This is a genomic window from Spirosoma daeguense (assembly GCF_054776875.1).
In genome coordinates, this window is record NZ_BAAHBF010000007.1 from 421,465 (window position 1) to 447,348 (window position 25,884).

Here is a 25,884-nt window from a genome sequence, read left to right on the forward strand (position 1 = left end):
CGTATATACCTATTCAGTTTAATACAAAGAATTGTAGGTTTCGTTATATGTTGGTTAGCGTTACGTTTTAGTCAGCGAAGGGACGTAAAAGCCAGCTTTATAGGGGTCTATGACCCACGAGACCCGAGGCACATCCGAAAAAATAAGTAGTCGAATGACATTTCAGGCCGGCTTCCTGAAAAAGTGACTGAACATTTGCTGCATTTTTGAACATAGTACAATAAATTCCCAGCATTTGGTATGTTTCTGGGTTGCCTAGAAATAGGGTACCTAGAATGGGAATAACACGACGGAGGTAAAACAGATAAGCGATACGTAGCAGAATTGGATTAGGTAGTGATACTTCGATACAGGAAAATTGCCCGCCGGGTTTTAAAATCCGATAAATCTCTTTGGCTAATAAGTTGATTTGCTCCGCGTTAAACGTTTTAAGTCCAAATGATACAACAACATGGTCGGCCGACTGAGCGGGTAACGTTCCTGCCAGAACGTTCTGTTTCTCAATCGCGATGGTATACGTAGCAAATCGATTCCGCTGGCGTTTCTGGTTTGCGTAACGGAGCATTCCGTCGCTAAAATCAACACCTATCAGCGTTCCTTTCGGACCAATTCGTTGGCATATATAGTTCCAGGTTTCGCCCATACCGGTCATTAAGTCGACCACTACGTTACCCGGCTGGATATCGAGTTCGTGAACGCACTGCCGACGCCATCGATTGGAGAAGCCAAACGACGTAATGGTATTCATTCGCTCATACGTCAGACTCATTTCATTGAATAAATCCTGTACAAACGCAGGGTCATAAATCGAGTCAGGAGATTTGGCTTTCTGGAATGGCATTGGCAAAGCGTTCGGCTAAGGCGACAATATCGTTCTGGCGAGCTAATCCTTGTATCCACTGGCCGGGAATTGATTGCAGACCGTAGTAGAGACCTGCTAAACCGCCTGTCACACAGGCTGTGGTGTCGGTATCACCACCTAAATTAACGGCTTTCAACACCGCTTCGGAGTACGAATTGGTCGTTAAAAAACACCAGATACTACTCTCCAGCGTATGAAGTACATAGCCAGAGCTTTGAATCGTATCTTCCTCAAAATGAACTATATCGTGTTGAAGAATACGGTCAAAAAGCTGAATCTCTTTTGCTGCGAATGAACTGTTCGAAATGTATTGATTAACAGTCTCCTGCATGTTTCGATAAGCAACAAATTTATCAGTATTCTGCAATAGCACCCTACCAAATTCGGTGTAGATAAAACAAGCCATAACCGACCGGAAATGATGATGCGTAATGCCAGAAACCAGCTTAACGGCTTTAAATCGTTGCTCAATCGATGGTTCGTCTGCTAGAAAGAATACCAGCGGGAGAATTCGCATCAGCGAGCCGTTGCCATTATCATGTTCGGTCATACCGCCAGATACTTCAGGACTTGTGCCATTTTTTACCCGGATAATCGCTTGTCGGGTAGCTCCGCCAATGTCAAATACTTCGTTATGGGCACCCCAAAAACCCTGCTCATACCACTTAATGAACTGATTAGCGATATCACGTATATCGAAGCCATTACACAGGCTTTCTGCGGTGCAGAACAGCATGGAACTATCATCCGAAAAGGTACCGGGAGGTTGATTCCAGGTGCCATATCCAGTCATTTCCTTAACCGGATTACGGGTTAACGCTTCTCGGGAAGAAAATTCAACCGGAACACCCAGCGCGTCGCCGATGGCCGCGCCAAGGAAAGCAGCTTTTATTTGTTCGAACATTTGTTCAGAAATTTTTGTCGTAAAAATTAAGGTAAACTACCAACGCCACCACCACCCGGCGTTTCGATACGTATCCGTTCGCCGGGTTGCATAGCTCGTGTGAAAATGCCGGGTAAAACATCTTCGCGACCGTCGGGAAAAATCAGTGTTTGCTGGCCTGTTTTACCCGCTTCGCCACCGCCTAGGCCATAAGGCGCAACAACCCGATGCTGGCTTAGCAACGTAGCCTGAACAGGTTCCAGAAACTCAATTTCGCGAGTAATACCATCGCCACCGCGCCACGTTCCCGAACCGCCCGAGTTGCTACGTATACCGAACTGATGTAAACGTACCGGATAACGCCGTTCTAACTCTTCGGGGTCGGTGAGTTTGGTGTTGGTCATGTGCTGGTGCACTGCTGAGCGTCCATCGGACTCTAACGTAGCGCCTGTGCCACCACCAATGGTTTCGTAATAGCCAAAGGTCGAATTGCCGAACAAAAAATTGTTCATCGTTCCCTGACTACAGGCGGCTAACCCCAACGCTTTCAACAACGTATCGACCAGCCGCTGGCTTACTTCGGTGTTGCCACCAACCACAGCCGGACATTGACTATAATCGTCTGGGAAAATTGGATTGAGGAATGATGAATCGGGCAGAACGAACGTAACAGGAGCCATTAGACCTTCATTGAGCGGAATATCTTTTCCGCACCACAATCGCAATACATACAGTACGGCACTGTATAAAATGGAAATATTCGCGTTCAAATTGTTTGGGTGAACATCTGATGTGCCTGTAAAATCGAACGTAGCACGTCCATTGTTTATGGTCAATTTTACACGAATGAAATGCCCATCGTCGAGCGATTCTTCAGCCTGATACGACTGTCCATCAAGCGGTTCAAGAACGCCTGTAATTGCATTCGTTGCCGATTGATGTAGTCGTTCCATGTACTCATGCGTAGTCGACAGGCCGTATTGACGTACCAGATTTTGCAGGGCAGTTTCTCCGGCACGTAGCGATGCCAGAGCCGCTTCAATATCGGCCCGATTTTCTTCCAGCGCGCGGGTAGGGTAGCGGCAATCCGTAAAACGGGAAGCAATGCCATCTGTTACGTTGTCGCTACTGTTATCCCACAAAAATTTGCCTGCTTTCACTACATATTGCGGCTCCAGCACCACGCCTTCTTCTGCCAGCGACGTAGCATCGGGCGGCATCGAACCGGGTACTTTACTCCCAATTTCGGCGTGGTGAGCCCGATTAATGACGTAGCCAATAAGCTGATTATCGTCCGTAAAAACACCACTGAGTAACGTAACGTCGGGGAGGTGGGAACCGCCAAATTTTGGGTGATTTGTGATGATAACATCGCCCGGTTCGAGCGGTAGTTTTTCAAGCACCAATCGGGCGCAAATGCCCAAACTGCCCAAATGCACCGGAATATGGGGCGCATTGGCTACGAGTTCGGCTCTGTGATTCAGTAGTGCGCAGGAGAAATCAAGCCGCTCTTTTACGTTAACCGAAAACGCCGTTCGCTGCAACTGAGCGCCCATTTCTTCGGCTATTGCCCGAAAACGCTGTGTGAATAATTCAAGCTGAATTACTTCGTTTTCGACCCCGCCCCAACCCCTGCCCCTAAAAACAGGGGAGGGGCTTAAAAAGCTTCCAGAGGCAAGCCCTGCGCCTGTTTTTAGGGGCAGGGCTTGGGGTGGGGTATTTTCATCTTCATCCAGCACATAATCTACTATTACGTTCTTATTGGACTGTACAATCGCCCGCCAACCAGATTCGATAAATGCTGATGACGTAGTATTCAACAACAACGCCGGTCCTCGAAATGTATCGCCTTCCTGCAACTGAATCCAGTCATAAGCCGGATACGTAGCGGTTTCAAACGCTGGTGCTACGTGCCGGTGCGAAACGGGCGCATCAGTTGTAATACGCGGCTGATCTATTGTGCTCACCGTTGCCCGAATACTTTCAACTTCAATAGCGCGATTGGCTGGATAATGGCCATATAAATGCTCGTATTTTTTCTGAAAATCGGCTTTGAGCTGGTTATTGAACGGAACGTCGACAGTAGCTTCCTGACCAGCTAAACGTAAAAAAACTGATACCGATTTTGTGCTGATAGACGTAGCATTGTCTATATCCTGCTGCAAGTTTTGCTTGGCTTGCTGAATCAGTTTGTCAATTAACGACGGCAATTCGTGCTCAACATCTTCGAGCGGACGTAGCACTGATTGAGCCGCCATTCGTTCAATCTGGGCCTGACCAATGCCGTATGCACTTAGCAAACCGCCGTCGAAGGGCAACAGCATCTGTTCCATACCCAATAATCGGGCAATGGCGCATCCGTGAAGGCCACCTGCACCACCGAAAACAAGTAGTGCATAATCTTTAGGATCGAATCCCTGCGCTACTGAAATCTTTCGAATCGCACCCGCCATCGTCTCGTTTGCAATACGTTCGAAACCACGTAGTAAGACTGACGCATCGGGACGATTGCCAGTTTGGGTGGTAATTTTTTCAATAATACTTTCTAGTTCAGCCTGCGCCCGTTCAGGAAAAACCGGGATGCCAAACTGTTTCGGATGCAGTTTGCCTAATAGCAGATTTACATCGGTAATTGTCAACAGCAACGGCTGACCATGCCCTCCCACACCATAACAGGCTGGCCCCGGATTGGCTCCGGCACTATGTGGGCCAACGCGCAACTGCCCCGACGTAGCACCAGCGAGTACCGCACCGTGTTCTTCAAACCAGCAAATTGACCCACCACCTGCCGCTACGGTTTCAATTGCCAACGATGGAAGCTGTAAATCGAATGAGTCAATTTTTGTCGTGAATCGGTAATCGGGTTGCTGCTGAATACGGGCTACATCGGTACTGGTGCCGCCCATATCGAGCGTCAGAATTGGCTGGCTGTTGGCTATCGTAGCCGCACCAATTACGCCACCAGCCGGGCCGCTCAGCAAACTATCTTTCGGCTGAAACAAATCGGCGCGAACCAGTCCGCCAGCACTGCTCATGATACGTACCGTTTGCCCCTCCGATGTACCACCTAATTGTTGCTGAACGTTGTTGAGATAAGACCGCATGACGGGGTTTAGATACGCATTGACAACCGCCGTTTGCGTGCGCGCTACGTATTGCGGAGCCGTCGATACATCGGACGAAATTGTTACGTAGTGAAAACCCGCTTCTGTAAGGGCATACCGTAATTTTTGTTCATGAATCGGATTTCGATACGCGTTCATTAGCGAAATGGCTACGGCATCGGGTTTGACTTGCCGAAGATTTTCCAGTAACGTAGCAATGGTGTCGCCAGATAACGTAGTAAGTGGTTGACCATCAGCAGCGATACGTTCGTCTACTTCCAGTACTGAATCGTAAAGGATATCGGCAGGAGGAATGGCGAGTTGAAAAAGATTCGGGCGTTGCTGTGTCCCGATCGTCAGCAAATCCTTGAATCCTTTTGTTACCAACAATGTAACGCGTCCGCCTTTTCGCTCGAGTAGGGCATTGGTACCTTTGGTGGTTCCGAGCCGCATTTCAAGTTTCGGGAAAGGCTGATTTAGTGGCGTTTGGGTTAATAAACGAGTGGCCAGAATGGGTGCTTCTTCACCCGTAAAAAGCTCGACAGTGTATGATTTATGGCCAGCTAATGGGTTACTAATTTCCAGCGTGCCGTCTAACTTGAGCGAAGAAATTGTAAAAACTTCATTGGTCTCGATAATGCGGAGTTGATACCCATCAAAAATAGGTGCCGTAAGCCAGGGAGCGTTCAATTTGCCATCAACAAGTTGGGCACGTAGCTGACTACTACTGAGTACTTTCGTTCTGTGTAAATTACCTTCAGTATCCAGTGCAAGGCCGTCGGTAAACGTACCGCCCGTATCAATCCATATTTTCCACATAGGCTATTCGGTCATTTAGCGCAAAAATCGCCAATGAAGGTAACTATTCCTGGTTTCCGGGCTGAAGTTTTGTGAATGATTAATAAATTTTCAACAGTCAATTTCATGACTCGTCTACTGAAAAATAGAATGGTTCTGAAACAAAATAGGACAGATGCGCCAATTTATTGAGTGCATTGTTTTGTATGTTAAAGTCGCATAGAGACACAATAATTTTGCTAGATTTTCTCCTTTTTCACTACGTATGATTCTTAAAATTATCAATTCGATTTTGATGTTAGTAGCCGTTTATATGGGCTTCAAACAGGGCTGGGCTATGCTATGGGGCAAAGCCGAGATGCTGGAAATGTTCGGCAAATGGGAGTTCAGTAAAACGGGCGTAGCGGTATTAGGTGCTGTTACGTTGCTCAGCGCGTTACTGATTATTTTTCCGAAAACGTTTGTATGTGGAAACTTTTTGATGGCGGCTACCATTCTGCTGATTATTTGTTTCCATTTGCTCGATAAAGACATCAAAGGTGTTGGTGTTGAACTGCCTTTTCTGTTGTTGAACCTGATTATCATTTATTTACAGCATCCGTTTAAAGATGGTTTTAAATGAATAACGTAGTACTGATTCTGCTGATGGCGAGCTCGATGAACGTTGTTGCTTATGGACAAGCGAGAACGAAGAATAACGTAACAAAAACCACTACTACTATGGATACCAGCAAACTAAACAACTCCACCGTTAAAGCAGCTTTTGATGCCTGGCAAGCAGGTGACGCTACGAAGTGGCTATCGTTTTTTACGCCTGATGCGAAGCTATATGACGATGGGAGCGCGCGCGACTTTCGCCGATTTGTGAAGGAAGCCTGCGGCCACGAACGATTTACCAGTATCGACAAAGTGGAAGATGACGGGAAATTGATTTACGGAAAATTTCATACAGAAAGCTGGGGTGATTTTAAAACGTACTTTAAATTTCACCTCAACACCGACGGGAAAGTCGACCGACTCGATATTGGTCAGGCGAACTAATAGCTTGACGTAGCGTTTCAAGGGCAGAAACGTATTACGTAAAATCTGATTTTCTTATGCAGTTACAAGATGCAATCGATTTGATTGGGCCCGAAGCTATATCTGGTGATGTTCCACAAGTCTGGGCTGATCTGGGGTGTGGAAGTGGATTATTTACGCGGGCACTGGCTTCGTTTTTGCCCGACGAAAGTGTAATTTATGCCGTTGACCAGCAGATGCAATATGAGCTGAAAGCTCCTGTCGGACATTCGGTTAAGATTGAGTTTATTCAGGCGGATTTTGAAAAGAATCTGCCTGAATTCCCTAAACTGGATGGCGTTCTGATGGCCAATGCATTACACTACGTTGCTGATAAACCACGTTTTCTGAGCCAGTTAGAAAAATACGTCTCTGAAGAAGCCAGCATATTGATTGTTGAATATGAAACAACACATTCGAATCAATGGGTACCTTATCCGATTACGTTCAGTCAGTTAGGTCAATTGTTTTCTGCAGTAGGATTTACTAACAGCATAAAGTTGGGTGAACGACCATCGGCATACCGGCAGGGAAATATGTATGCAGCCTTGTTAAAGACTTAATTATCAATCCTGTTTATTCGCGTTTATTGATACCATTGCGTTTATATGCATCATACACTTTTACTGATTCTTGGCTTACTGTTTTCCGTTTTTCTGCTGGTAATGCTGGCACAGCGGATAAAAATTGCATACCCCATATTTCTGGTTCTGGCAGGTCTGGGCATTAGCTTTATTCCCGGTATTCCCCGGCTACACCTCGATCCGGATATTATCTTTCTGATTTTTCTCCCTCCTCTTTTATACGAAGCTGCCTGGTACACATCCTGGAATGATTTCTGGAAATGGAAACGTCCGATTGCTTTACTGGCTTTTGGACTGGTGTTCTTTACGTCGACAGTGGTGGCTTACTCCAGCGTAGTGTTGATTCCGGGATTTACGCTGGCACTGGGTTTTTTGTTGGGTGGCATTGTGTCGCCCCCGGATGCGGTTGCTGCGGCTACGGTGATGAAAGGGTTACCTGTTCCGAAACGTCTAATGACCATTCTGGAGGGCGAAAGCTTGGTAAACGATGCCTCATCATTGATCGTGTTTCGGTTTGCACTAGCAGCCGTAATGACTGGTTCGTTTTCGATGCATGAAGCCACCGGACAATTCTTTTTAGTAGCCGGAATGGGGGTTGTGGTTGGGTTGGCGGGTGCACACGTCATGTATGTTATTCATCGGTTTCTGCCCACCACACCGCCTATCGACGCGGCTTTAACGGTTATGACACCCTATATTTTGTTTCTGGCGGCCGAGCAATTTCATTTTTCGGGTGTGATGGCCGTTGTCAGTGGTGGATTGTTCATTTCCTATCGTTCGCACGAAGTGTTTCAGACGGGCAGCACTCGAATGAATATGCTGGGCGTCTGGACGACAATGATTTTTGTGATGAATACATTAGTGTTCATTCTGATTGGATTAACCCTGCCCGCAATTATTGATGGTCTGGGCGATTACTCAATTGGCGATGGGATTAAATATGGCTTAATTATCAGTGGTATTATTATTGGGTTGCGCTTTTTGTGGGTATTCCCGGCAACCCATGTTCCCCGATTATTGAGCGCATCTGTTCGTAAAGAGTCATCGCCTGGATGGAAGGGACCACTGCTTACGGGATGGGCTGGTATGCGTGGCGTAGTATCGCTGGCAACGGCCTTGTCAATTCCTGAATTAGTGTCTGAAAATGGTCCCGCTTTTCCATTACGTAGTCTGATCATATTCATTACGTTCGTTGTCATCTTCATTACGTTGGTAGTACAGGGGCTGACGTTGCCGTTTATCATCAAGCTTATCAAAATGAAGGAAATCGACCTGATTATTCCCGAAGATGAACAGCGACTAGGGATTCAGTTGCGACTAAATAACGTAGCACTGCAGCGTATAAATGAAAAATATAAATTTGAATCGTCTGATAATGAGCTGATTGATCTTTTCCAGAAAGACCTAAAGCATCAGACTCAATTGATGAACCAACGGCTGGCATCGCTGGAATGTAATGAAATAGAGAAGGGCGAAATCACGCTATTCAACCACGTACTGATCGATATTTACGCCCTACAACGTAAAGAGCTTTTTAAGATACGTAAGGAAAAACTATTCAGCGACGAGGAAATCAGAAAGGCTGAATTACTGCTAGATACGAATGAAGTACGTATCAGCGGCCTCGGTCACTGAGTAAGCCCGGCTGGTGTTACGTTATCAATTTATCAACGTAACACCAGCCTGTCGATAGGAAGTCACTACGTCGGGCTTTGCTTCCTGATCGGTAATTAATACGTCGAACATAGTGAGAGGAGCAAAGTGAAGGTATTTAGTTGTTTCGAGTTTCGACGAATCACAGAGTAAGTACACTTTATCACTCTGGCGAGCCATTGTTATGGCCGTACTGGCTTCTTTTTCGCTATTGGCACTCAGGCCATTCTCCAGCGAAATTCCATCAATACCAATAAACGCCCGATTGGCCCGATAACGAGCCATGTGTTCTTCGGCTATCAGCCCATGAATGGCCTGCCGCTCCTTATCGACTTCTCCACCAACCAGATTAATTGAAACGTCCGATGATATCAATTCGGCCATTACCGGCAATGAATTGGTAACCACCGTAATCCGTTTGTTGCGGATGAACTGACAGAGTCGGAATACTGTGCTGCCACAGTCCATAAAAATAATATCGCCTTCCTGAATCTCCTGAGCAGCCAACTGACAGATGTGATCCTTGCGCTCGGCATTAACGGCAGTTTTATTGGCAAACTTGTGAGAATCAGCCGCTAAACTGACTTTCATGGCTCCGCCACGCGTGCGGTAAATAAGCCCCATCGACGCCAGTTGAACCAAATCTCGCCGAACGGTCATTTCCGACGCTTGCAACAAATTGGCCAGCTCCCGAACGTCTATTGAGCCTCGTTCTTCTACCGTTTGCACAATAAGTCGCTTTCGATTTTGGAAATTCATGCTGAATTGATTTGTTTTGAACAAAAATAAACAATATTTAACAAAAATAAACAAATGACTAACGAACGCGTACAAATAACCGAAGAGAAATTACTTTCTGACAACTGGTATATTCTGAAACGATTTACATTCAAGTATCTCGGAAAAAATGGCCAATGGTCGACTCAGCAACGCGAAGCCTATGATCGGGGAAATGGTGCCACAATTTTATTGCATAATCCACAAACCAATTATGTGATTCTGACGCGGCAGTTTCGTTTGCCGACTTTTGTAAATGGAAATTCGTCGGGCATGTTAATAGAAACCTGCGCTGGTTTGCTCGATAACGACGATCCGGAAACGGCTATCATTCGCGAAACTGAGGAAGAAACGGGTTACCGGATTCAGTCGGTGGAGAAAGTTATGGAAGCTTATATGAGCCCCGGTTCGGTGACCGAAAAGCTATTTTTCTACATTGCCCAGTATACAACCGATACCGAACGTAGCACGGGTGGCGGGGTTGAAGAAGAGGAAATCGATATTCTGGAGATTCCCTTTGCCGAAGCCATTGCCATGATGGAACGTGGCGAAATAATGGATGGTAAAACAATTATGTTGCTGCAACATCTTCTCTTACAACAACTTAACGCTACGTCTATTAACTAATATGCTAATTCTAATTGCCGGTCCATATCGTTCCAATACGAACGATGATCCAGAATTGATTGCCCAGAATATGCACCGAATGGAGGAGGCTGCTCTAGCTGTATATCGTAAAGGGCACACGCCAATTTGTGGTGAGTGGATCGCGTTACCACTTATTGCGCAGGCCGGTTCAACAAAACTCGGGGATGCTGTTTTCAACGAAATTTTTCATCCGGTAGCCGTTCGCTTAATCGATCATTGCGATGCTGTGCTACGTATCGGTGGCCCTTCGGCCGGAGCTGATGAAATGATGAAACAGGCCGAATTAAAAGGTAAACAGACGTATTGGTCGTTAAACGAACTTTAACCATACACTAATGTCGGGTTCTTGCCTGTGAAGTCGGGTTTGAGAACCCGACTTCACTATAGCTATAGAAAACGCAACGGTCACTTGCCCACCGAAATCAAATTGGCGAACAGACGGTAGGCACCCGGTACACCCGCAGGAAGTTCGCGGAAGAAAACCAGCCCGGTAAATACGTAGTGACCTTTTCCGTAAGGCGCATAAATCAGACTTCCTTCTTTGGCGGCCTCGTTCTGATCGTTCATGGAGAAGAGGGGCGTATAGTTTTTGTCCCAATCCTGCGCGAAATACAGACCACGTTCCTGAATCCAGCCCGAAAAGTCGGCATCAGTAATTTTATTTGGGTACGTCAGTAGACGATGTTGAGGGTTCAAAAACGTCACTTTAGCGTCTTCTTCCGTTACGCGGTCGCGGCCAACTGTAAATGGATAAGGGCCTATCTGATTTACTTTCAGTCCGTTCTGAATGAATCCTCCACTGCCCGGCGTTACGTATTGAACCACCAGCGTACCGCCATTCTTGACGTAATCCATCAGTTTTGACTGATAAATCGACAGATATTCATTGGTATTATAGGCCCGAACACCGGTAACAATGGCATCGTAAGTACTTAAATTTCCGCTTAATTCAGCAGGACCAAGCAACGTAACACGGCAACCCATCTGCTGTAAAGCGGCTGGTATTTCGTCGCCAGCTCCGGCAATGTAACCTACATTTTTAGCCGTTACTTTAATATCCAACTTAACGAGTTTAGCCTCGGCGGGTGGAAATAACGTTTGCGTCGGAATGTGCGGATAAGCAATCTGACGCAGCCCTGTGGTAAACGTACTGCCATCACTGGTAGTCATCGTGGCACGTAGTGGACCACTCTGCGCTTGTCCCTCCGGCTTAATCGTGAACGACAAACGTTGTTCATCGCCTTTATTGGTTAACGAAAAATTCTGCGAAGCCGGTTCGATGCGCCAGCCTGCGGGTGCGTTGATTTTCAGCGTTCCTGCTACGTTTGCCCGACCCGCTTTCAGAATAATATCGCCTGTTTTTGGAGAGTTGTCGGCAAAAGAATAGACTCGTTCCGTCAGATTGGCTGTTACGGCTGGTTGAATAATAAACGGACGATAAATTTCGCCATCGACCGGGTCGGTCATTTTATAAACAACCGGACGATTGAAAGTAAACGCCTGACCGTTAATCTCGAACGTAAAGCTGGCCGTTATAGCAGGCGGATTTTCGGGTAAACCGATAAGTTGCTGTTTGTCAACTTGAAACAGACCTTTCTCCATTGGTTTTTCGAGCCAGTAAGGTTGCGAGATTCTGGCCGTTTTCGGAATGGTCAAGCTCGTTGGTAGCACCGTTACGTCGTTGGGTTTAAGCGCCAGTTGAAACGTAGTATCTTTCAATGACGATTCGCTGGTAACGTAGCGAATACCAACGAGTTGAATTGGAGCATCAGTCCGGCACACTACGTTGCTGTTGATTCGGATCGTTTCGCCAGCGGTTGCCGCAAACGAAACCGGATTGGCTTCGAAATACAAACCAAGGCATTGCTGAATAAGCGTCTGCACTTCCTGTTGCTTGGTTTTTACGTAAAGACTGGTCGTATCTAGTTGACTAATGGCTTTATGTAACTGCACCAGAGCAGCAACCGAAGCGGCCGGATTGTCGGGGCGGAACGTAGTAATGAGCTGATTTACCTGCGCCTGAACGGCATCACTATTTTTGATACGTTTCCAGCTAATATCGACACCGTCGAGCAGGTCTTTTTGAGCTGGATCGCCACCCTTCAACAATAAATAATCGACACGAGCACCCCGATTGGCGGCTACACCAAACCCCTGACTTTTGTGCTGGCTACGGCTTTCGGCAGCAATCTCTCCATAAGATTTTCCGAGTAAAGGATTATACAGCCCGGTTTCTATACTAATCAAATTACCAGCTTCGTCGGGTTTTTTATTGCTCAGAAAAGCTCCCGGAATGAATACGTTCCAAAGTATACGCTTTGCCTGCCAGGGTTTTACAAAGGCTAGCTGCTCCGGGAATTTCTTAGGGTCGTTCGCTATTTTAAACGCTTCTTCGGCCAGAAATCCTGACGCACTGTGATGTCCGTGACCGGCGCGGGCATCGGGCGGGAAACGAGTAATAATTACATCGGGCTGGTATTTTCGAATGGCCCATACTACGTCGGCAAGTACTTTTTCCTGTCCCCAGGTGCGTACCGCTTCATCGGTCGATTTAGAAAAGCCAAAATCGTAGGCACGGCTAAAAAATTGATCAGGCCCATCGACACGCCGGGCGGCCAGTAACTCTTGTGTACGAATGATACCAATGTTTTCGCCTTGTTCGGCACCGATAAGATTCTGGCCGCCATCGCCCCTGGTCAGGGCCAGATACCCTGTTCGAACGAGTCGTTCTTTGGCTAGATAAGCCAGCATGAGCGTATTTTCATCGTCGGGGTGGGCTGCTACGTATAAGACCGAACCAAGCACGTTCAGTTTTTTAAGATTCGACAGAATTTCGCCGGAGGGTACGGGTTTGATGGGGCCATAAGGCACCTGAGCGAACGTAGCGCCTGCGAATAGTAAACCAAGAAAGAGAACCGAAATAGATTTGGGAAACGACACAGGTTGTAATGATTAGGTAGGTGTACTGACAAATTTACAATTTATGCACAAACTGCGCGACGGGGTGTCTGCCTCTTGCTGAATTTGAGAGCGTAATGCCATTTTGTTGAGCAACAAGTAGTAGCAGCCGTATCGTTCGCTTTGCTGAACGTAACCATTTTCGTTAAAATAGTCTTGATGCAAATCTTATAACGTACTAGTATATTACTTGTAGGATTTTATGTATTAGCTATTATCGTAAATATCAAAAATGGCACATTGACTCCTAAAAAAAACGTAATAAACCTCAAAAAAAGCCAACCTAAAAGATCTATGACGTTGCGTATGGCTTGTCAAAGGCTATATTTGGGGAGTATAATTTATTTTTTTTCAAACCTTTTCGAAATCAATGAATAATAGTCTCTACATCGTTCCATTTCTGGGGCTGGTGGGTTTGGCGGTAATGTTCGCCAAGTTCGTTTGGGTGTCGCGGCAGGAAGCTGGTGATGCCCGAATGCAGGAAATTTCAGGATACATTGCCGACGGTGCGATTGCCTTTCTTAAAGCCGAGTGGCGTGTCCTTATCATCTTTGGAGTCATTGTAGGCGCTTTGCTTTCGTTTGCTGGCTCACAAGTTGAAAACTCTTCCTGGGTTATCGGTATTGCCTTTGCCTTCGGCGCTTTTACGTCGGCATTGGCTGGTTATATCGGAATGAAAATTGCCACCAAAGCCAACGTCCGTACCGCACATGCAGCCCGTACGAGCCTGACTCGCGCACTGGACGTATCATTTACAGGTGGTTCGGTAATGGGTATTGGCGTGGCTGGGCTGGCTGTATTGGGCCTGAGCGTATTATTTATCCTACTTTATAATGCATATGTAGGTGATTCGGGCGACATGAACGGATTGCCTATGGAAAAAGCGCTTGAAGTACTGGCAGGGTTCTCGCTGGGTGCCGAGTCGATTGCCTTATTTGCCCGCGTAGGTGGTGGTATTTATACTAAAGCTGCCGACGTAGGTGCTGACTTAGTGGGTAAAGTTGAAGCGGGCATCCCGGAAGATGACCCACGTAACCCGGCTACCATTGCCGATAACGTAGGTGATAACGTAGGCGACGTAGCAGGAATGGGCGCCGATTTGTTTGGCTCATACGTAGCAACGATTCTGGCAACGATGGTACTTGGTCGCGAAATTCGTATTCCGGAAACTGCTAACATCACAGGGCACGCTCCGATTGTTCTACCAATTTTGATTGCTGGTCTGGGTCTTATTTTCTCGATTCTTGCCTGCTATCTGGTACGAGTCAAAGACGATAATGGCAATGTACAAAGCGCGCTGAATCTCGGTAACTGGGGTTCGATTATTCTGACTGTAATTTCTTCCTACTTCTTGGTTGGAGCTATTCTGCCTGACATAACGATGGAAATTCGGGGTGTAGAATTTACGCGTATGGATGTATTCTACGCTATACTGACGGGTTTGGTTGTAGGCGCACTGGTATCGTCGATCACTGAATATTATACCGCTATGGGCCGTCGTCCGGTAATGTCGATTATTCGGCAATCAGCTACAGGTGCTGCAACCAACATTATCGGTGGTCTGTCGGTAGGTATGGAATCGACGGTGTTGCCGATCATCGTACTGGCGGCTGGTATTTACACATCGTATCATTTTGCCGGTCTATATGGCGTGGCTATTTCGGCGGCTGGAATGATGGCTACAACGGCCATGCAGTTGGCTATTGATGCTTTCGGCCCGATTGCTGATAACGCGGGGGGGATTGCCGAAATGAGTTATCTGCCCGAAGAAGTTCGCGGACGTACCGATATTCTGGATGCAGTTGGTAACACAACAGCCGCTACGGGTAAAGGATTTGCTATTGCATCGGCTGCCTTAACGGCACTGGCCCTGTTTGCGGCTTTCGTGGGTATTTCGGGTATTTCGTCTATCGATATTTATAAAGCCGACGTACTGGCTGGTCTGTTTATAGGGGCCATGATTCCGTTCATTTTCTCGTCGCTGGCAATTGCCGCTGTAGGCCGTGCCGCTATGAGCATGGTTGAAGAAGTGCGCCGTCAGTTCCGCGAGATTCCGGGTATTATGGAAGGAACTGCTAAACCTGAGTACGAAAAATGCGTAGCTATTTCGACCCAGGCTTCGATTCGGGAAATGATTCTTCCCGGCGCTATTGCTCTCAGTGTTCCAGTTATTTTCGGGTTCATCTTTGGGCCTGAAGTGCTGGGTGGTTTATTGGCTGGCGTAACAGTTTCGGGCGTACTGATGGGTATTTTCCAGAACAATGCCGGTGGTGCGTGGGACAACGCCAAAAAATCGTTCGAGAAAGGCGTTGAAATTAACGGACAGACGTATTACAAAAAATCGGAACCACACAAAGCGTCGGTAACGGGCGATACGGTCGGCGATCCATTCAAAGATACGTCGGGCCCATCGATGAACATTCTTATTAAACTGATGTCTATTGTTTCGCTGGTTATTGCGCCGTATATCGCTGTGCAATCGTCTGAAACACCGGGCTATAATGTAGAAGGTAAAGAAGCCGCTGGAACTGAATTGCCACTCGAAGAATCGACGGCTGCCGACAACGATAAAGTGAGTACGCCAAACGCAAATCTTGGTGAATTCAGTCTTCAGAAATTGACGAGTGGCGTTGAACTGAACCTTCCCGAATTTGGCGTTGAGAACAAACTGCTGGCTTTTATCAAGGGCGATAAACCCGTTGATAAAGAAACCTGGTTCGATTTCGACCGACTGCTGTTTCAAACAGGTAGTGCTACGTTGGAGCCACAATCGCAGGAGCAGTTGAAAAATATTGCCGAAATAATGAAAGCTTATCCTGCTGTAAATATCAAATTAGGTGGCTATACCGACAACACAGGAAATGCCGCCAGCAACCTCAAACTCTCGCAGGATCGGGCTAATTCTGTACGTGCTGAACTCGAAAAAATGGGTATCGACAAAGGCCGTCTCGAAGCCGAAGGGTATGGTCAGGAACATCCGGTTGCTTCAAACGATACTGAAGAAGGAAAGGCGCAGAACCGCCGTATTTCCATTCGTGTAACGAAAAAATAGACTATTCTGGTTTTACGCCAGTGTATTTACAAAAGGTCGGCTCAGTACCGACCTTTTGTTTTTGCTACGTGTTGTGTTCCTGAGAAGCTATCTAAATGAAAATTATTGTTCGGCCTGAAAATCCCTGAATTTCCTGATTGAGTTGTTGTAACTAAGTGCCGGAATATCGGTGGTGTCGGGTTTGAGGACCCGACACGATACAATTCATGTCGGTATTCAGGCTGTTGAGGGGCTGATATTGCTAGTTCAGGTATCAGTCCACTTGTGGAGTGAGCATACAGCCAGAAGTTTGTAGTGTCAATGCAACTGCATGACAACCAAACAACTACTCATACGCCTAGATTTTGAGAAACGAACATTTACTTCGGTAATGATTTCGCATAGGGGGAAACGCCTTCTGAATGGTCATAGTCGTATGATGAAGCTCCGTAAGCAACATGAACACGATGAATGTATCTCCTCTTCCTGCCAAAAAGCCCCACAAACATCCGCTCATATCGGGTATTCTGACGCACCTGTTTCACCCGATTTACCTAGGTTTAGTTTTACTAAGTCTTTTGCCAAGAGCCAATGTTCAAGGACAGTCGACCACTGGTTCAATAACTATCTCCGGCAAAATTACAGACCGTAGCACCGGGCAGGGCGTACCCTTTGCATCGATTGCTGTGAAAGGTAAATCTGTTGGTACACAGGCTGATGTCGATGGTAATTACCAACTTCCACTACGTCTGCCCGCCGATACGTTGTTGGTGTCGGCAATGGGTTATCAGGCAGCTAAAGTAGCTGCTACGTCGATCACTAACGTAGCGTTAGTTGCTACCGCAGCTATGTTAACCGAAGTAACTGTTCGGGCAGGAGAGAATCCGGCTTTTCGCCTATTACGCGCTGTGCACGATCATCGTAAGCAGAACGATTTCAGTCAGTTACGTGGGTATGAATATGAAGCATACAGCCAATTGGCTATTACGATCAATCAACTTGACGAACGTTTCCGGCAACGTAAACCAATACGTTCGGTGTTGCAGGCACTCGAGCAGAAGCAAGGTGGTAAAAAAGCCGCCGAATTGCCTGTTTTTCTGTCCGAAACAATTTCACGCATGTATGCCCGCCAACATCCGCACCGTACAAAAGAGCAGATTTTAAAGACCAATATCAACAGCGTTGGCATTACCGACGACAGCTACGTAGCACAGTTTACGGGCGCCGGTTTCAATACACTTAACTTTTATAAAAATCAGGTCAGTCTGTTTAAAAAAGAATTCGTTTCGCCGTTGGCCGAAGGTGGCCGGTCGGCTTATACGTATTTTCTGGCCGATACGTCGAAGATTGGGCAACATACCTGCTATGGCATTGATTTCGACCCGAAAAACGAACGTGATTTAGTATTTCGGGGGCGTATGTGGATCGATACCTTGAGCTATGCACTGGTTCAGATTGAGGCACATGTTGGCAAAGAAGCTAATATCAACTTTATCAATCAGATTGATATTGAGCAGACGTATGAGATAGGGTCCGATGCTGAAAAGGCATGGCTCCCCGAGTCGACGCACGTAACAGCACAGGTTGGCGAGTTGGTAAGCCATACATTCGGCGCTACAGTCGATTTCCTGACAACGGTACGTCAGCCAACCGTAAACCGACCTAAAGACGTTGATTTTTTTGTAACAGAAATTGAAATTGCCGAAGATCGAGCACAGGCATCTGCCGATTATTGGCCGTCGCAGCGTGAGCAGTCGGACTTGTCGCAACGGTTTGAACAAACTCGTGCCATGCTCGATACGGTTCGGAATCTGCCGGTTGTGAAAACCTATACCAAAGTAGGTCAGTTTCTGCTCAACGGTGGAAATTTGCCACTATTTCGGGGCGTAGATATTGGTTCGCTATATTCACTCTGGGCGCGTAACTCGGTTGAAGGCAATCGATTACGGCTGGGTTTACAAACAAATAATCAGTTTAGTCGCAACTGGCAACTGTCGGCTTATGGTGCTTATGGAACTCGGGATAAAATCTGGAAAACGGGCTGGGAGGTTAATTTTATTCCCAAACATCGACCTTTAACGCTTATATCGCTGAAACACAGTTATGAACTGGAGCAACTGGGTTTACGTCAGGAAGACTTGATCGATAATTCATTTTTTCGACTCACAAGTCGTTTCGGTAAATACCGTCAGGCGTATTACCAGCGTGAAACCGCATTGACAGCTCAACGGGATTTAGGCCCCGATTTTACACAGACAGTTGGCGTACGATTACGGTCTATGAATCCGCTCTTTCCGTTTGCCATCGACCAAACCGACGATTCGGCACAGCCAAACACATTTGGTCGGCACCTTCAAAGCAATGAAGTATTTCTTGAAACCCGATACGCTCCGGGGCGATTGCCTTCCCGGCGTATCACGAATAAGCGACTGCGTCGTCGGTCGACCGAAACGGCTCCTGTTGTTACGTTACGTTATACACTGGGAAATTCCGCTTTTCAGGGAAACCGGATTGGAACGTATCACAAATGGCAGCTCCAGTTCGACCATGCGCTACGTTGGGGCATTTTAGGCCGTACACAATACACCGTTCGAGCTGGCTATAGTCCATCGAAACTGCCGTATCCGCTTCTTGAAGCCCATCTGGGTAATCAAACACCGTTCTATAATCGCAATGCGTTTAACCTGATGAACTACGCCGAGTTTGTAAGTGACCGCTACGTATCGGTAGCTGTAGAGCACAAATTCGAAGGGTTAATTACCAATCGACTGCCCTTGATTCGACGGTGGGGTTGGCGTTCGTTTATGACGGGCAAGGTTTTGTGGGGACAATTGAGCGATACCAATCGCAACCTCATTGCCAGTCATTACCATACTGGCCGGGAAATTCCTCATGTTCATTCGTTAGGACAGGTACCTTATGCCGAAGTTGGGTATGGTTTTGAAAACATATTCAAAGCGGTACGTATCGAAGCATTGCATCGGCTAACGTATCGCCAGGCTCCTCACGTAACACCATTTGCCATTAAATTATCTTTTCAGCTTAGCTTATAAATCAGACGTAATCAGCAATAACTATGAGAACAAAACATAGTATCGGAATGGTTGTAGGCTTACTAATGTGTGTAGGCATTCCTTCTCAAGCAGTCAAAGATTTGTTTCCGACTCCGGCACTATCGCCCAATCAACTGTTTTATCTGCAACGTAGCAAAGATGCGAATACTGTAATTTACGAAGCTCGTTTAACCGCCGACCGTATACTGGACCCTACGAAACCGGTAGATGTGTACTGGATGCGTTATGCTGAGAAGGGGCAGCGTGAGGATTTATCGTCGGTGCAGTGGCGAATGGCTTATGGCTACACGCACAAAGCCGCCAAACAGGCATCTAATACTTATAATGTAAGTCTCCACGCATTTCAGGAGCGCCCACTTCAGATAACGTATCACCACGGAAAACCTGTGGCTATGATGCAGATAAATGGGCAAAAAGCCTGCTTACGGAAGGTCTTCGTGCAGGTCGATCCAAAACCGCATCTGATTCCGCACGTCGCGTATGTCGATATGTTTGGAACAACGCTCGAAACGGGGCAGCCTGTTTACGAACGTATCATTCCCTGAATTGAGTTACTACGTATCGAAATGCAAAGGGCGGAAAGTTTGTGTGCAACGTGTGCCAGGAAATTGCTTTCTGGCCACTTTGCTGTTTCGTGAACAACGTAACATTTATTTGCCCATCCACTCTTTAAAAGGAGTAAGTTTTTCGCGGCTGACAACAACTTCTTTGTCAGTATTCGGATTGAGTTTTATGGCGAGCCTATTTCCAAAATAGGTCTGAATCTGATCGACACTCGTAATTGATACTAGAAATGAGCGGCTTATACGGAAAAACTGCTTTGGATCGAGCATTTCTTCCAGTTCGTCGAGGCTGTAATCGACAATCATTTTTTTACCGTCGATGGTTCGGATTTGATTCATGCGGTTGTCGGTAAAAAAATAGGCAATTTGCTGGGTATCAATCGACATAAGTTTCGACGCGTATTGAACCAGAAACCGATGCCGATATTCTTTTGGCTGAAGTTGCTTCTGTAGCTCTTTGACTAAATTACCTACCGAATTGGCCGTATTTATCGGCTGATAACGTACAGATTGATTCGAAAATTTGTCGAGAGCTGCTCTCAACTCATCTTTCTGGACAGGCTTAAGCAGATAGTCGATGCTATTGACTTTAAAGGCTTTAATAGCGTAATCGTCGTATGACGTAGTGAAAATGACCGGGGCCGCTACGTTAGTCTGCTCAAAAATCTGGAAACTTTGTCCATCAGCTAGTTCAATATCCATCAGAATGAGATCGGGCAACGTAGTGGCGTTGATTTCATGCTCACGAAGCCAGGCAACGGTTTCGCGGACGCTGGTTGTAACGCCCATTACCGTTGCCATTGGTTCAACAATCGCTAATGTTTTCGTTAATTTCTTGGCGGCCATATCTTCATCTTCAACGATCAGTATTTTCATAAGAGAAGTGTTTAAAGAAGTCAGGAGCGAGGGTTAAAATTTCCGGCCATGATGAGCGGAATTGTGACAGCAAACGTATCGTTGGTTTCCTGAATAAGAATGTTACCCTGATTGAGCAGTTGAAATTTAGTGGCAATGTTGCGCAACCCAACTTTGGTAGATGGCAAATGCTGTGGTTTCTTTTGGAGATTATTTTTTACTGTAAGATGCCCATCTGAATGCGTCGAAACAGCCACTAGCAACGGCTGCCGTTTGTCGATGACGTTGTGTTTTACTGCATTTTCAATAAGTAGTTGCAGGGTCAGAGATGGCAACAGATAGGCTTCAAACGACGAATCTATGGCAATAGTTAGTTGAAGATTATCACCGTAGCGGGTCTTCAGGAGGTGAAAATACGACCGAATGAACTGAAGCTCTGTACTTAAGTCGGTCAGTTCATGCTCGTTCGAACGTAGCAGGTAGCGATACACTTTACAGAGTTCATTCAGAAAATCTTCGGCTTTTTCGGGGTCATCGCCAATCAGGTAGGAGAGGGTATTCAAACTATTGAACAGAAAGTGCGGATTAACCTGCTGTTTTAAACTATCGAGTTGTGTTTGCAGATTTTCTTTCTTTAACGCTTCGGCTTCTTTTTCGGATTTGAGCAACCGGCCGAAATAATAGACAGATTCCTGAGTACCTACTATAACAACACTAAAAAGTAAGGCGCCCGGTATAGTATTGGCGAAAGAGATCGGCAAATAAGGTTTATGAATAGTAAATTGGTTTACAATCACCATATCTATCCAGTCGATCAGGATAGATGCAATCCAACATAGGAGAATACTGACAAGAATACGGTTGCGGGTCTGGGAGAGATTTGGATAATACCTGCGAAGCTGAACCAGTATCCAACGAAGAACTTCCCAGGTAACTGTTACAAGTAATAGAAACTCAACAACATAACCGAACGTAGTGTGGTCGACTGGTCTGATAAAAAGGCCACATGAGTGAGCATTTATTAACCAAAGCAGGCTAATGCCACTTAGGCGCAGCCAGCTATCGTTCGCAATTTTCAGTGAAGACACAAGTCAATAGGTTTGTGTATCAAAGATAAACACGAGTACTACGTTGCCGAAAGACGTAGTAGGTCGATTTGCGTAGAAAGCAGACTGAACTGTATTATTTCGCAGTTTAAGTAGGCCTATACATACCAAAAAATAATCCCCATCGGACGCATCCGGTGGGGATCTCTTTTTCATGAACGTTGAGTAATTGGGGAAATACCTACGTACTTCCTTAATTCACTTTTACCGACGATTTAGCATCGTCAACACCTTCTTTAGCGTTGTGAGCTAACTCATCTACTTTGTCGTTATATTGATCTTTGCTTTTGCTTAAAGCGTTTTGAGCCTGATCTTTATACTGGCTGTATTGGTCTTTAGCTTTATCGGCGTATTGATTAACCTGCGATTTGGCCTGTTCGTAACCGTCCTTCACCTGAGCAACGCCTTTTTCCCATTGATCTTTCAGATCGCCAGTACGTTTGTTGGCTTCGTCGGACAATTTTTCACGGGTTTCTTTGCCGCTACGTGGTGCTGTTAGAATGCCGATGGCAATACCAGTTAGGATGCCTGCTAAAAAATCGCGTGTACTTCTCATTGTTTTTTATAGGTTTTAAGTGATGGTGCATTAGTGCTTAGCCTTCCGTTTAGCCTCTCCAACCAGCTCTTGCGCTTTGCCAGTTGCTGTATCAACATAATCGTTATACTGTTGCTTAATACTGTCTAAGCCGGTTTGTAATTGATCCTGAAGGTCTTTAAAGAATGAGTCTGATTCAGACGCAATGCGTTTTCGAGTCTTTTTGCCACTTTCCGGGGCGAGTAGAACACCAATAACAGCACCTACTGCTAAGCCGACTAAAACTCCTGGTAATGATTTCATGGTCTCTTTTCTTTATAGATTGACTTTTTACAATTCACTATTAACAACCCTGTAGAAAATTTTGTACCATTATCGCAAAATTTCAGGTAAGTGGCTGTTATTTAGTGATTTATTATGTAATTGACAGCGATAGGGTGGCATTACCGTTGAGGATTTTTTTCTACAAGGGCGTCCACGTTTTACTCAATTGGTACATACTTATTACGTTGAATGTATATGGAAGTAACGTCTGAACACAAACTTTGTTCAAGAAGTGCTGAACTCAACAGCTTTGTTTTATTGAAAACTCACAAATAAAAATCCCCGCGCTCAATCTGGCGCAGGGATTCCGTACCCACCGTAACTTGTACTTAACCTAAAATACTTTTTTGCGGAAAAGACCCGCTGAAATTTCTATAACCATAGATCGAAACGATCTGGTATTGACAGTTTTAAACTCCACGCCCCTGAATCAAGCGAAGGAGTATGGCAATCACTGCAATCACTAATAGAACATGTATTAAACTGCTACTACCGATTCCAGTGCCTAAGACACCTAAAAAGCCGAGAAGCCAGATGATAATTAGCACTACGGCGATTGTGTAAAGAAGGTTGCCCATTTTCGTTCGTGAGTAAATCAGAATTTAACTATCTCGCATTCGACAACTTAAGGAGAAAAATCTGTGCCAACTTCGGCGATATACGGGTTGATTACTTCACTATGGCCTTATTTGCTTGGAAATGAGCCTAAAATGATTGTTAGGATTGTTGTCGATAGAATAGTGATGGATAAAGATGGGGTTTGAAATTGTGGATAAATCTCTACACATGTAGAACCATTGTAGAAAAATAGCTCAATCTGGTTTATTGTAAATTGCTTTTTGGGCAGGGCGGCAATACGTAGTTACATCGATTTTGGGGGGTAATTGATGTATTCACCAACTTTTACCGCTTAATATGTAGTCATGACACGATTTCGGCACTATATTTTATATAGGAAATGATAACGTATATGAAAACGCTATCACCGTGTTAAGAACAATGATCAGGGCTAATGCAGGACAGCAGTTTAGACCAGTTACCGTGACAACTACAAATACAGCCGTATCTAAACGAGTATTAATTGTTGACGATGAAGCCGACATTTGTCTACTTCTGTCGGGTTTACTACGTCGGTTAGGGTACCAGCCAACCTGTGCTCATTTTATTGAGGAGGGCAGGCAATGGCTTCAATCGCAACAATTTGATGCTATATTTCTTGATTTAAATCTGCCAGACGGACTTGGGTTTGACCTGCTGCCGTCGATTAGAGAGAAACAGGAAATGGCTAAAGTTGTCATGATCAGTGCCTTTGATGGACAGGCTGAACGGCGACGAGCAACCGAGCAAGGAGCCGATTATTTTATCGGTAAACCCTTCACCCGGCGTTCTGTTGAAATGGCTTTGCAAACCGTTCAGGTTTGAGTAACTTTGTTTATACAGCTATTTCAGCTCCGCTTGCGTTATATTAATGCTGAGCATAGTTTGTCTGAGCAAGCTACTTCATGGAAAAAATTCTGATTGTTGATGATAATAATGATATATGCCTGCTGTTAGAGCGTTTTCTGACTAAACAAGCATATAAAACAGCATCAGTACAGCGGGGCGAAGATGCGCTTGTATTGTTGCGAAAAGAGTCTTTCGAGTTAGTAATCTGCGATTTTAAACTCCCCGATATTGACGGTCTTGAAATGCTACGTCGGATCAAAGTCATGAATCCGTCGACAGCCGTTATTATCATTACTGGTTATTCCGATGTTCGTGTGGCCGTGCAGACTGTAAAGCATGGAGCCTATGACTATGTAACCAAACCTCTTTACCCCGACGAGATACTCTATACAATTAAAGGTGCACTTGAACGGCGGCTTCAGTCGCTCAATAAGCCAAAAGAAACTGCTCCCGCCGAGGCTACTCCTAAAGCCAGTTCTTCTAAAGCTCACCACAAAACAGCGCTGGCACCCGAAGGTAAACGATTTATTTTTGGTAAAAGCCGAGTTGCCGAACAGCTTCAAAAACATATCGATCTGATTGCGCCAACTGATATGTCGGTTATCATTACCGGCGAAACAGGTACTGGAAAAGAATTCGTTGCCAATGCTATTCACCTCAAAAGCAAACGAGCCGACAAAGCATTCGTGGCTATCGACTGTGGTGCTCTGAGTAAGGAATTGGCTGGTAGCGAACTTTTTGGGCACACAAAAGGCTCATTCACGGGTGCTATGGCCGACAAGGCTGGTAGTTTTGAGTACGCTAATGGTGGTACCATTTTTCTGGACGAAATAGGCAATCTGTCGTACGACAACCAGATAAAATTGCTACGTGTGTTACAGGAGCGTAAAATTCGTCGGATTGGTAGCAATCAGGATATTCCGGTCGATGTACGGATTATTGTGGCTACCAACGAAGACTTGCGCGAAGCGGTTCGGCAGGGTAAATTCCGGGAGGATATCTACCACCGCATTGCCGAGTTTGAACTTCATCTGTCGCCCCTTCGCGAACGTAAGGCCGATATTATGATTTTTGCTGAGCATTTTCTGGATCTGGCTAATCAGCAACTGGAGAAGGATATTCTGGGCTTTGATGACGAAGCAAAAGAGAAACTCAAGGAGTATTACTGGCATGGTAACCTACGTGAACTTCAGAACGTAGTAAAACGATCTGTGCTACTCTCTCAGGGTGAATATATTGAAGCCGACGTATTACCTCAGGAAATTATATCCCCGCAGTATTTTACATCTGATGAGACACTTTCGGCAAGTGTGCAGGTTCATTACGATCCGGCCCGGCCTGGTATTCCGGTTATTAGCCAGTCGGCAGCTAATCTGAAATCGGTTTCTGAAAATGCCGAACGGATTGCTATTTTGAAAGTACTTGAAAAAACGGGTTACAATAAAACCAAAGCTGCCGAAGTACTTAACATTGACCGCAAAACGCTTTATAACAAGCTTAAAGCGTACGATATACATCTTTAATAATTGAATGACAGAGTGGTTGAATGATTGAATAGGCTAAGGCCAAATTTTTATTCAATCATTCAACCACTCTGTCATTCAATTATTAAAGATCTGTCATT

21 protein-coding genes are annotated in these 25,884 nt (G+C 45.7%); 11 read left to right on the forward strand and 10 right to left on the reverse strand.

Annotated elements, in window-relative coordinates; all coding sequences use genetic code 11:
• Nucleotides 1-97: 97 nt before the first annotated feature.
• From ACYVD4_RS23425 to ACYVD4_RS23435, 3 genes are read right to left on the reverse strand one after another with little or no spacing between them, the layout of a single operon-like run.
• Complete coding sequence (locus ACYVD4_RS23425; RefSeq protein ID WP_460949877.1) at nt 98-841, reverse strand: class I SAM-dependent methyltransferase; 744 nt, start codon at nt 839-841, stop codon at nt 98-100.
• On the reverse strand, nt 813-1,766 hold the full coding sequence (locus tag ACYVD4_RS23430; RefSeq protein ID WP_460949878.1) for an ADP-ribosylglycohydrolase family protein: 954 nt from the start codon (nt 1,764-1,766) through the stop codon (nt 813-815). The genes ACYVD4_RS23425 and ACYVD4_RS23430 overlap by 29 nt, the downstream gene beginning before the upstream one ends.
• A gap of 26 nt (nt 1,767-1,792) precedes the next feature.
• The gene (locus tag ACYVD4_RS23435) at nt 1,793-5,668 is read right to left on the reverse strand and encodes a hydantoinase B/oxoprolinase family protein (RefSeq protein ID WP_460949880.1); all 3,876 of its coding nucleotides are present in this window, start codon (nt 5,666-5,668) and stop codon (nt 1,793-1,795) included.
• Nucleotides 5,669-5,912: 244 nt separating this feature from the next.
• On the opposite strand from ACYVD4_RS23435, the gene ACYVD4_RS23440 reads away from it, so the two are divergent.
• Genes ACYVD4_RS23440 through ACYVD4_RS23455 form a run of 4 tightly spaced genes read left to right on the forward strand, consistent with a single transcriptional unit; the run spans nt 5,913 to nt 8,925 of the window.
• A complete protein-coding gene (locus ACYVD4_RS23440) occupies nt 5,913-6,269 on the forward strand; it encodes a DoxX family protein (RefSeq protein ID WP_460949882.1) in 357 nt (118 codons plus the stop codon).
• Complete coding sequence (locus ACYVD4_RS23445) at nt 6,266-6,688, forward strand: nuclear transport factor 2-like protein (protein ID WP_460949884.1); 423 nt, start codon at nt 6,266-6,268, stop codon at nt 6,686-6,688. The genes ACYVD4_RS23440 and ACYVD4_RS23445 overlap by 4 nt, the downstream gene beginning before the upstream one ends.
• Before the next feature lie 56 nt (nt 6,689-6,744).
• Entirely contained in the window at nt 6,745-7,269 is a 525-nt protein-coding gene (locus ACYVD4_RS23450) for a class I SAM-dependent methyltransferase (RefSeq protein WP_460949885.1), read from the forward strand.
• A 45-nt stretch (nt 7,270-7,314) separates the two neighbouring features.
• Complete coding sequence (locus ACYVD4_RS23455) at nt 7,315-8,925, forward strand: Na+/H+ antiporter (RefSeq protein ID WP_460949887.1); 1,611 nt, start codon at nt 7,315-7,317, stop codon at nt 8,923-8,925.
• Nucleotides 8,926-8,949: 24 nt separating this feature from the next.
• Here the strand turns inward: ACYVD4_RS23455 and ACYVD4_RS23460 are convergent, their stop codons facing one another.
• Nucleotides 8,950-9,702, reverse strand: coding sequence for a DeoR/GlpR family DNA-binding transcription regulator (locus ACYVD4_RS23460; protein WP_460949889.1), 753 nt, complete (start codon nt 9,700-9,702; stop codon nt 8,950-8,952).
• Between the two features lie 54 nt (nt 9,703-9,756).
• Between ACYVD4_RS23460 and nudK the strand changes: the two genes are divergently transcribed.
• Together nudK and ACYVD4_RS23470 are read left to right on the forward strand one after the other, a co-directional pair.
• A complete protein-coding gene (gene nudK / locus ACYVD4_RS23465; protein ID WP_460949891.1) occupies nt 9,757-10,347 on the forward strand; it encodes a GDP-mannose pyrophosphatase NudK in 591 nt (196 codons plus the stop codon).
• Between the two features lies 1 nt (nt 10,348).
• Nucleotides 10,349-10,693: a DUF4406 domain-containing protein gene (locus ACYVD4_RS23470; protein ID WP_460949893.1), complete on the forward strand. Its 345-nt coding sequence runs from the start codon at nt 10,349-10,351 to the stop codon at nt 10,691-10,693.
• Between the two features lie 80 nt (nt 10,694-10,773).
• Here ACYVD4_RS23470 and ACYVD4_RS23475 read toward each other — a convergent pair whose 3' ends face one another.
• The gene (locus ACYVD4_RS23475; RefSeq protein ID WP_460949894.1) at nt 10,774-13,308 is read right to left on the reverse strand and encodes a PIG-L family deacetylase; all 2,535 of its coding nucleotides are present in this window, start codon (nt 13,306-13,308) and stop codon (nt 10,774-10,776) included.
• 388 nt (nt 13,309-13,696) lie between these two features.
• On the opposite strand from ACYVD4_RS23475, the gene ACYVD4_RS23480 reads away from it, so the two are divergent.
• The 3 genes from ACYVD4_RS23480 (at nt 13,697) to ACYVD4_RS23490 (ending at nt 19,976) form a co-directional block, all read left to right on the forward strand.
• Nucleotides 13,697-16,378: a sodium-translocating pyrophosphatase gene (locus ACYVD4_RS23480; protein WP_460949895.1), complete on the forward strand. Its 2,682-nt coding sequence runs from the start codon at nt 13,697-13,699 to the stop codon at nt 16,376-16,378.
• A 446-nt stretch (nt 16,379-16,824) separates the two neighbouring features.
• Nucleotides 16,825-19,410: a DUF5686 and carboxypeptidase-like regulatory domain-containing protein gene (locus ACYVD4_RS23485; RefSeq protein ID WP_460949897.1), complete on the forward strand. Its 2,586-nt coding sequence runs from the start codon at nt 16,825-16,827 to the stop codon at nt 19,408-19,410.
• A 23-nt stretch (nt 19,411-19,433) separates the two neighbouring features.
• Nucleotides 19,434-19,976 (forward strand): DUF4833 domain-containing protein, encoded by a 543-nt coding sequence (locus ACYVD4_RS23490; RefSeq protein WP_460949899.1) that lies wholly within the window; start codon nt 19,434-19,436, stop codon nt 19,974-19,976.
• 105 nt (nt 19,977-20,081) lie between these two features.
• Here the strand turns inward: ACYVD4_RS23490 and ACYVD4_RS23495 are convergent, their stop codons facing one another.
• From ACYVD4_RS23495 to ACYVD4_RS23515, 5 genes are all read right to left on the reverse strand, one after another.
• Nucleotides 20,082-20,870, reverse strand: coding sequence for a LytR/AlgR family response regulator transcription factor (locus ACYVD4_RS23495; RefSeq protein ID WP_460949901.1), 789 nt, complete (start codon nt 20,868-20,870; stop codon nt 20,082-20,084).
• A 20-nt stretch (nt 20,871-20,890) separates the two neighbouring features.
• A complete protein-coding gene (locus ACYVD4_RS23500; RefSeq protein WP_460949903.1) occupies nt 20,891-21,937 on the reverse strand; it encodes a sensor histidine kinase in 1,047 nt (348 codons plus the stop codon).
• Nucleotides 21,938-22,148: 211 nt separating this feature from the next.
• Nucleotides 22,149-22,511 (reverse strand): YtxH domain-containing protein, encoded by a 363-nt coding sequence (locus tag ACYVD4_RS23505; protein ID WP_460949904.1) that lies wholly within the window; start codon nt 22,509-22,511, stop codon nt 22,149-22,151.
• A 30-nt stretch (nt 22,512-22,541) separates the two neighbouring features.
• Nucleotides 22,542-22,793, reverse strand: a complete 252-nt coding sequence (locus ACYVD4_RS23510) for a YtxH domain-containing protein (protein ID WP_460949906.1) — start codon at nt 22,791-22,793, stop codon at nt 22,542-22,544.
• 431 nt (nt 22,794-23,224) lie between these two features.
• Nucleotides 23,225-23,392: a lmo0937 family membrane protein gene (locus ACYVD4_RS23515; protein ID WP_460949907.1), complete on the reverse strand. Its 168-nt coding sequence runs from the start codon at nt 23,390-23,392 to the stop codon at nt 23,225-23,227.
• 463 nt (nt 23,393-23,855) lie between these two features.
• Here ACYVD4_RS23515 and ACYVD4_RS23520 point away from each other — a divergent pair, with 463 nt between their 5' ends.
• Entirely contained in the window at nt 23,856-24,236 is a 381-nt protein-coding gene (locus tag ACYVD4_RS23520; protein WP_460949909.1) for a response regulator transcription factor, read from the forward strand.
• 80 nt (nt 24,237-24,316) lie between these two features.
• On the forward strand, nt 24,317-25,783 hold the full coding sequence (locus tag ACYVD4_RS23525) for a sigma-54-dependent transcriptional regulator (RefSeq protein WP_460949911.1): 1,467 nt from the start codon (nt 24,317-24,319) through the stop codon (nt 25,781-25,783).
• Nucleotides 25,784-25,884 lie beyond the last annotated feature (101 nt).

Excerpts from the sequence above, each read along its gene's own strand:
- ACYVD4_RS23425 (WP_460949877.1), bottom strand. The coding sequence starts at position 841 with ATGCCATTCCAGAAAGCCAAATCTCCTGACTCGATTTATGACCCTGCG.
- ACYVD4_RS23430 (WP_460949878.1), bottom strand. The coding sequence starts at position 1,766 with ATGTTCGAACAAATAAAAGCTGCTTTCCTTGGCGCGGCCATCGGCGAC.
- ACYVD4_RS23435 (WP_460949880.1), bottom strand. The coding sequence starts at position 5,668 with ATGTGGAAAATATGGATTGATACGGGCGGTACGTTTACCGACGGCCTT.
- ACYVD4_RS23440 (WP_460949882.1), top strand. The coding sequence starts at position 5,913 with ATGATTCTTAAAATTATCAATTCGATTTTGATGTTAGTAGCCGTTTAT.
- ACYVD4_RS23445 (WP_460949884.1), top strand. The coding sequence starts at position 6,266 with ATGAATAACGTAGTACTGATTCTGCTGATGGCGAGCTCGATGAACGTT.
- ACYVD4_RS23450 (WP_460949885.1), top strand. The coding sequence starts at position 6,745 with ATGCAGTTACAAGATGCAATCGATTTGATTGGGCCCGAAGCTATATCT.
- ACYVD4_RS23455 (WP_460949887.1), top strand. The coding sequence starts at position 7,315 with ATGCATCATACACTTTTACTGATTCTTGGCTTACTGTTTTCCGTTTTT.
- ACYVD4_RS23460 (WP_460949889.1), bottom strand. The coding sequence starts at position 9,702 with ATGAATTTCCAAAATCGAAAGCGACTTATTGTGCAAACGGTAGAAGAA.
- nudK (WP_460949891.1), top strand. The coding sequence starts at position 9,757 with ATGACTAACGAACGCGTACAAATAACCGAAGAGAAATTACTTTCTGAC.
- ACYVD4_RS23470 (WP_460949893.1), top strand. The coding sequence starts at position 10,349 with ATGCTAATTCTAATTGCCGGTCCATATCGTTCCAATACGAACGATGAT.
- ACYVD4_RS23480 (WP_460949895.1), top strand. The coding sequence starts at position 13,697 with ATGAATAATAGTCTCTACATCGTTCCATTTCTGGGGCTGGTGGGTTTG.
- ACYVD4_RS23485 (WP_460949897.1), top strand. The coding sequence starts at position 16,825 with ATGAATGTATCTCCTCTTCCTGCCAAAAAGCCCCACAAACATCCGCTC.
- ACYVD4_RS23490 (WP_460949899.1), top strand. The coding sequence starts at position 19,434 with ATGAGAACAAAACATAGTATCGGAATGGTTGTAGGCTTACTAATGTGT.
- ACYVD4_RS23495 (WP_460949901.1), bottom strand. The coding sequence starts at position 20,870 with ATGAAAATACTGATCGTTGAAGATGAAGATATGGCCGCCAAGAAATTA.
- ACYVD4_RS23505 (WP_460949904.1), bottom strand. The coding sequence starts at position 22,511 with ATGAGAAGTACACGCGATTTTTTAGCAGGCATCCTAACTGGTATTGCC.
- ACYVD4_RS23510 (WP_460949906.1), bottom strand. The coding sequence starts at position 22,793 with ATGAAATCATTACCAGGAGTTTTAGTCGGCTTAGCAGTAGGTGCTGTT.
- ACYVD4_RS23515 (WP_460949907.1), bottom strand. The coding sequence starts at position 23,392 with ATGGGCAACCTTCTTTACACAATCGCCGTAGTGCTAATTATCATCTGG.
- ACYVD4_RS23525 (WP_460949911.1), top strand. The coding sequence starts at position 24,317 with ATGGAAAAAATTCTGATTGTTGATGATAATAATGATATATGCCTGCTG.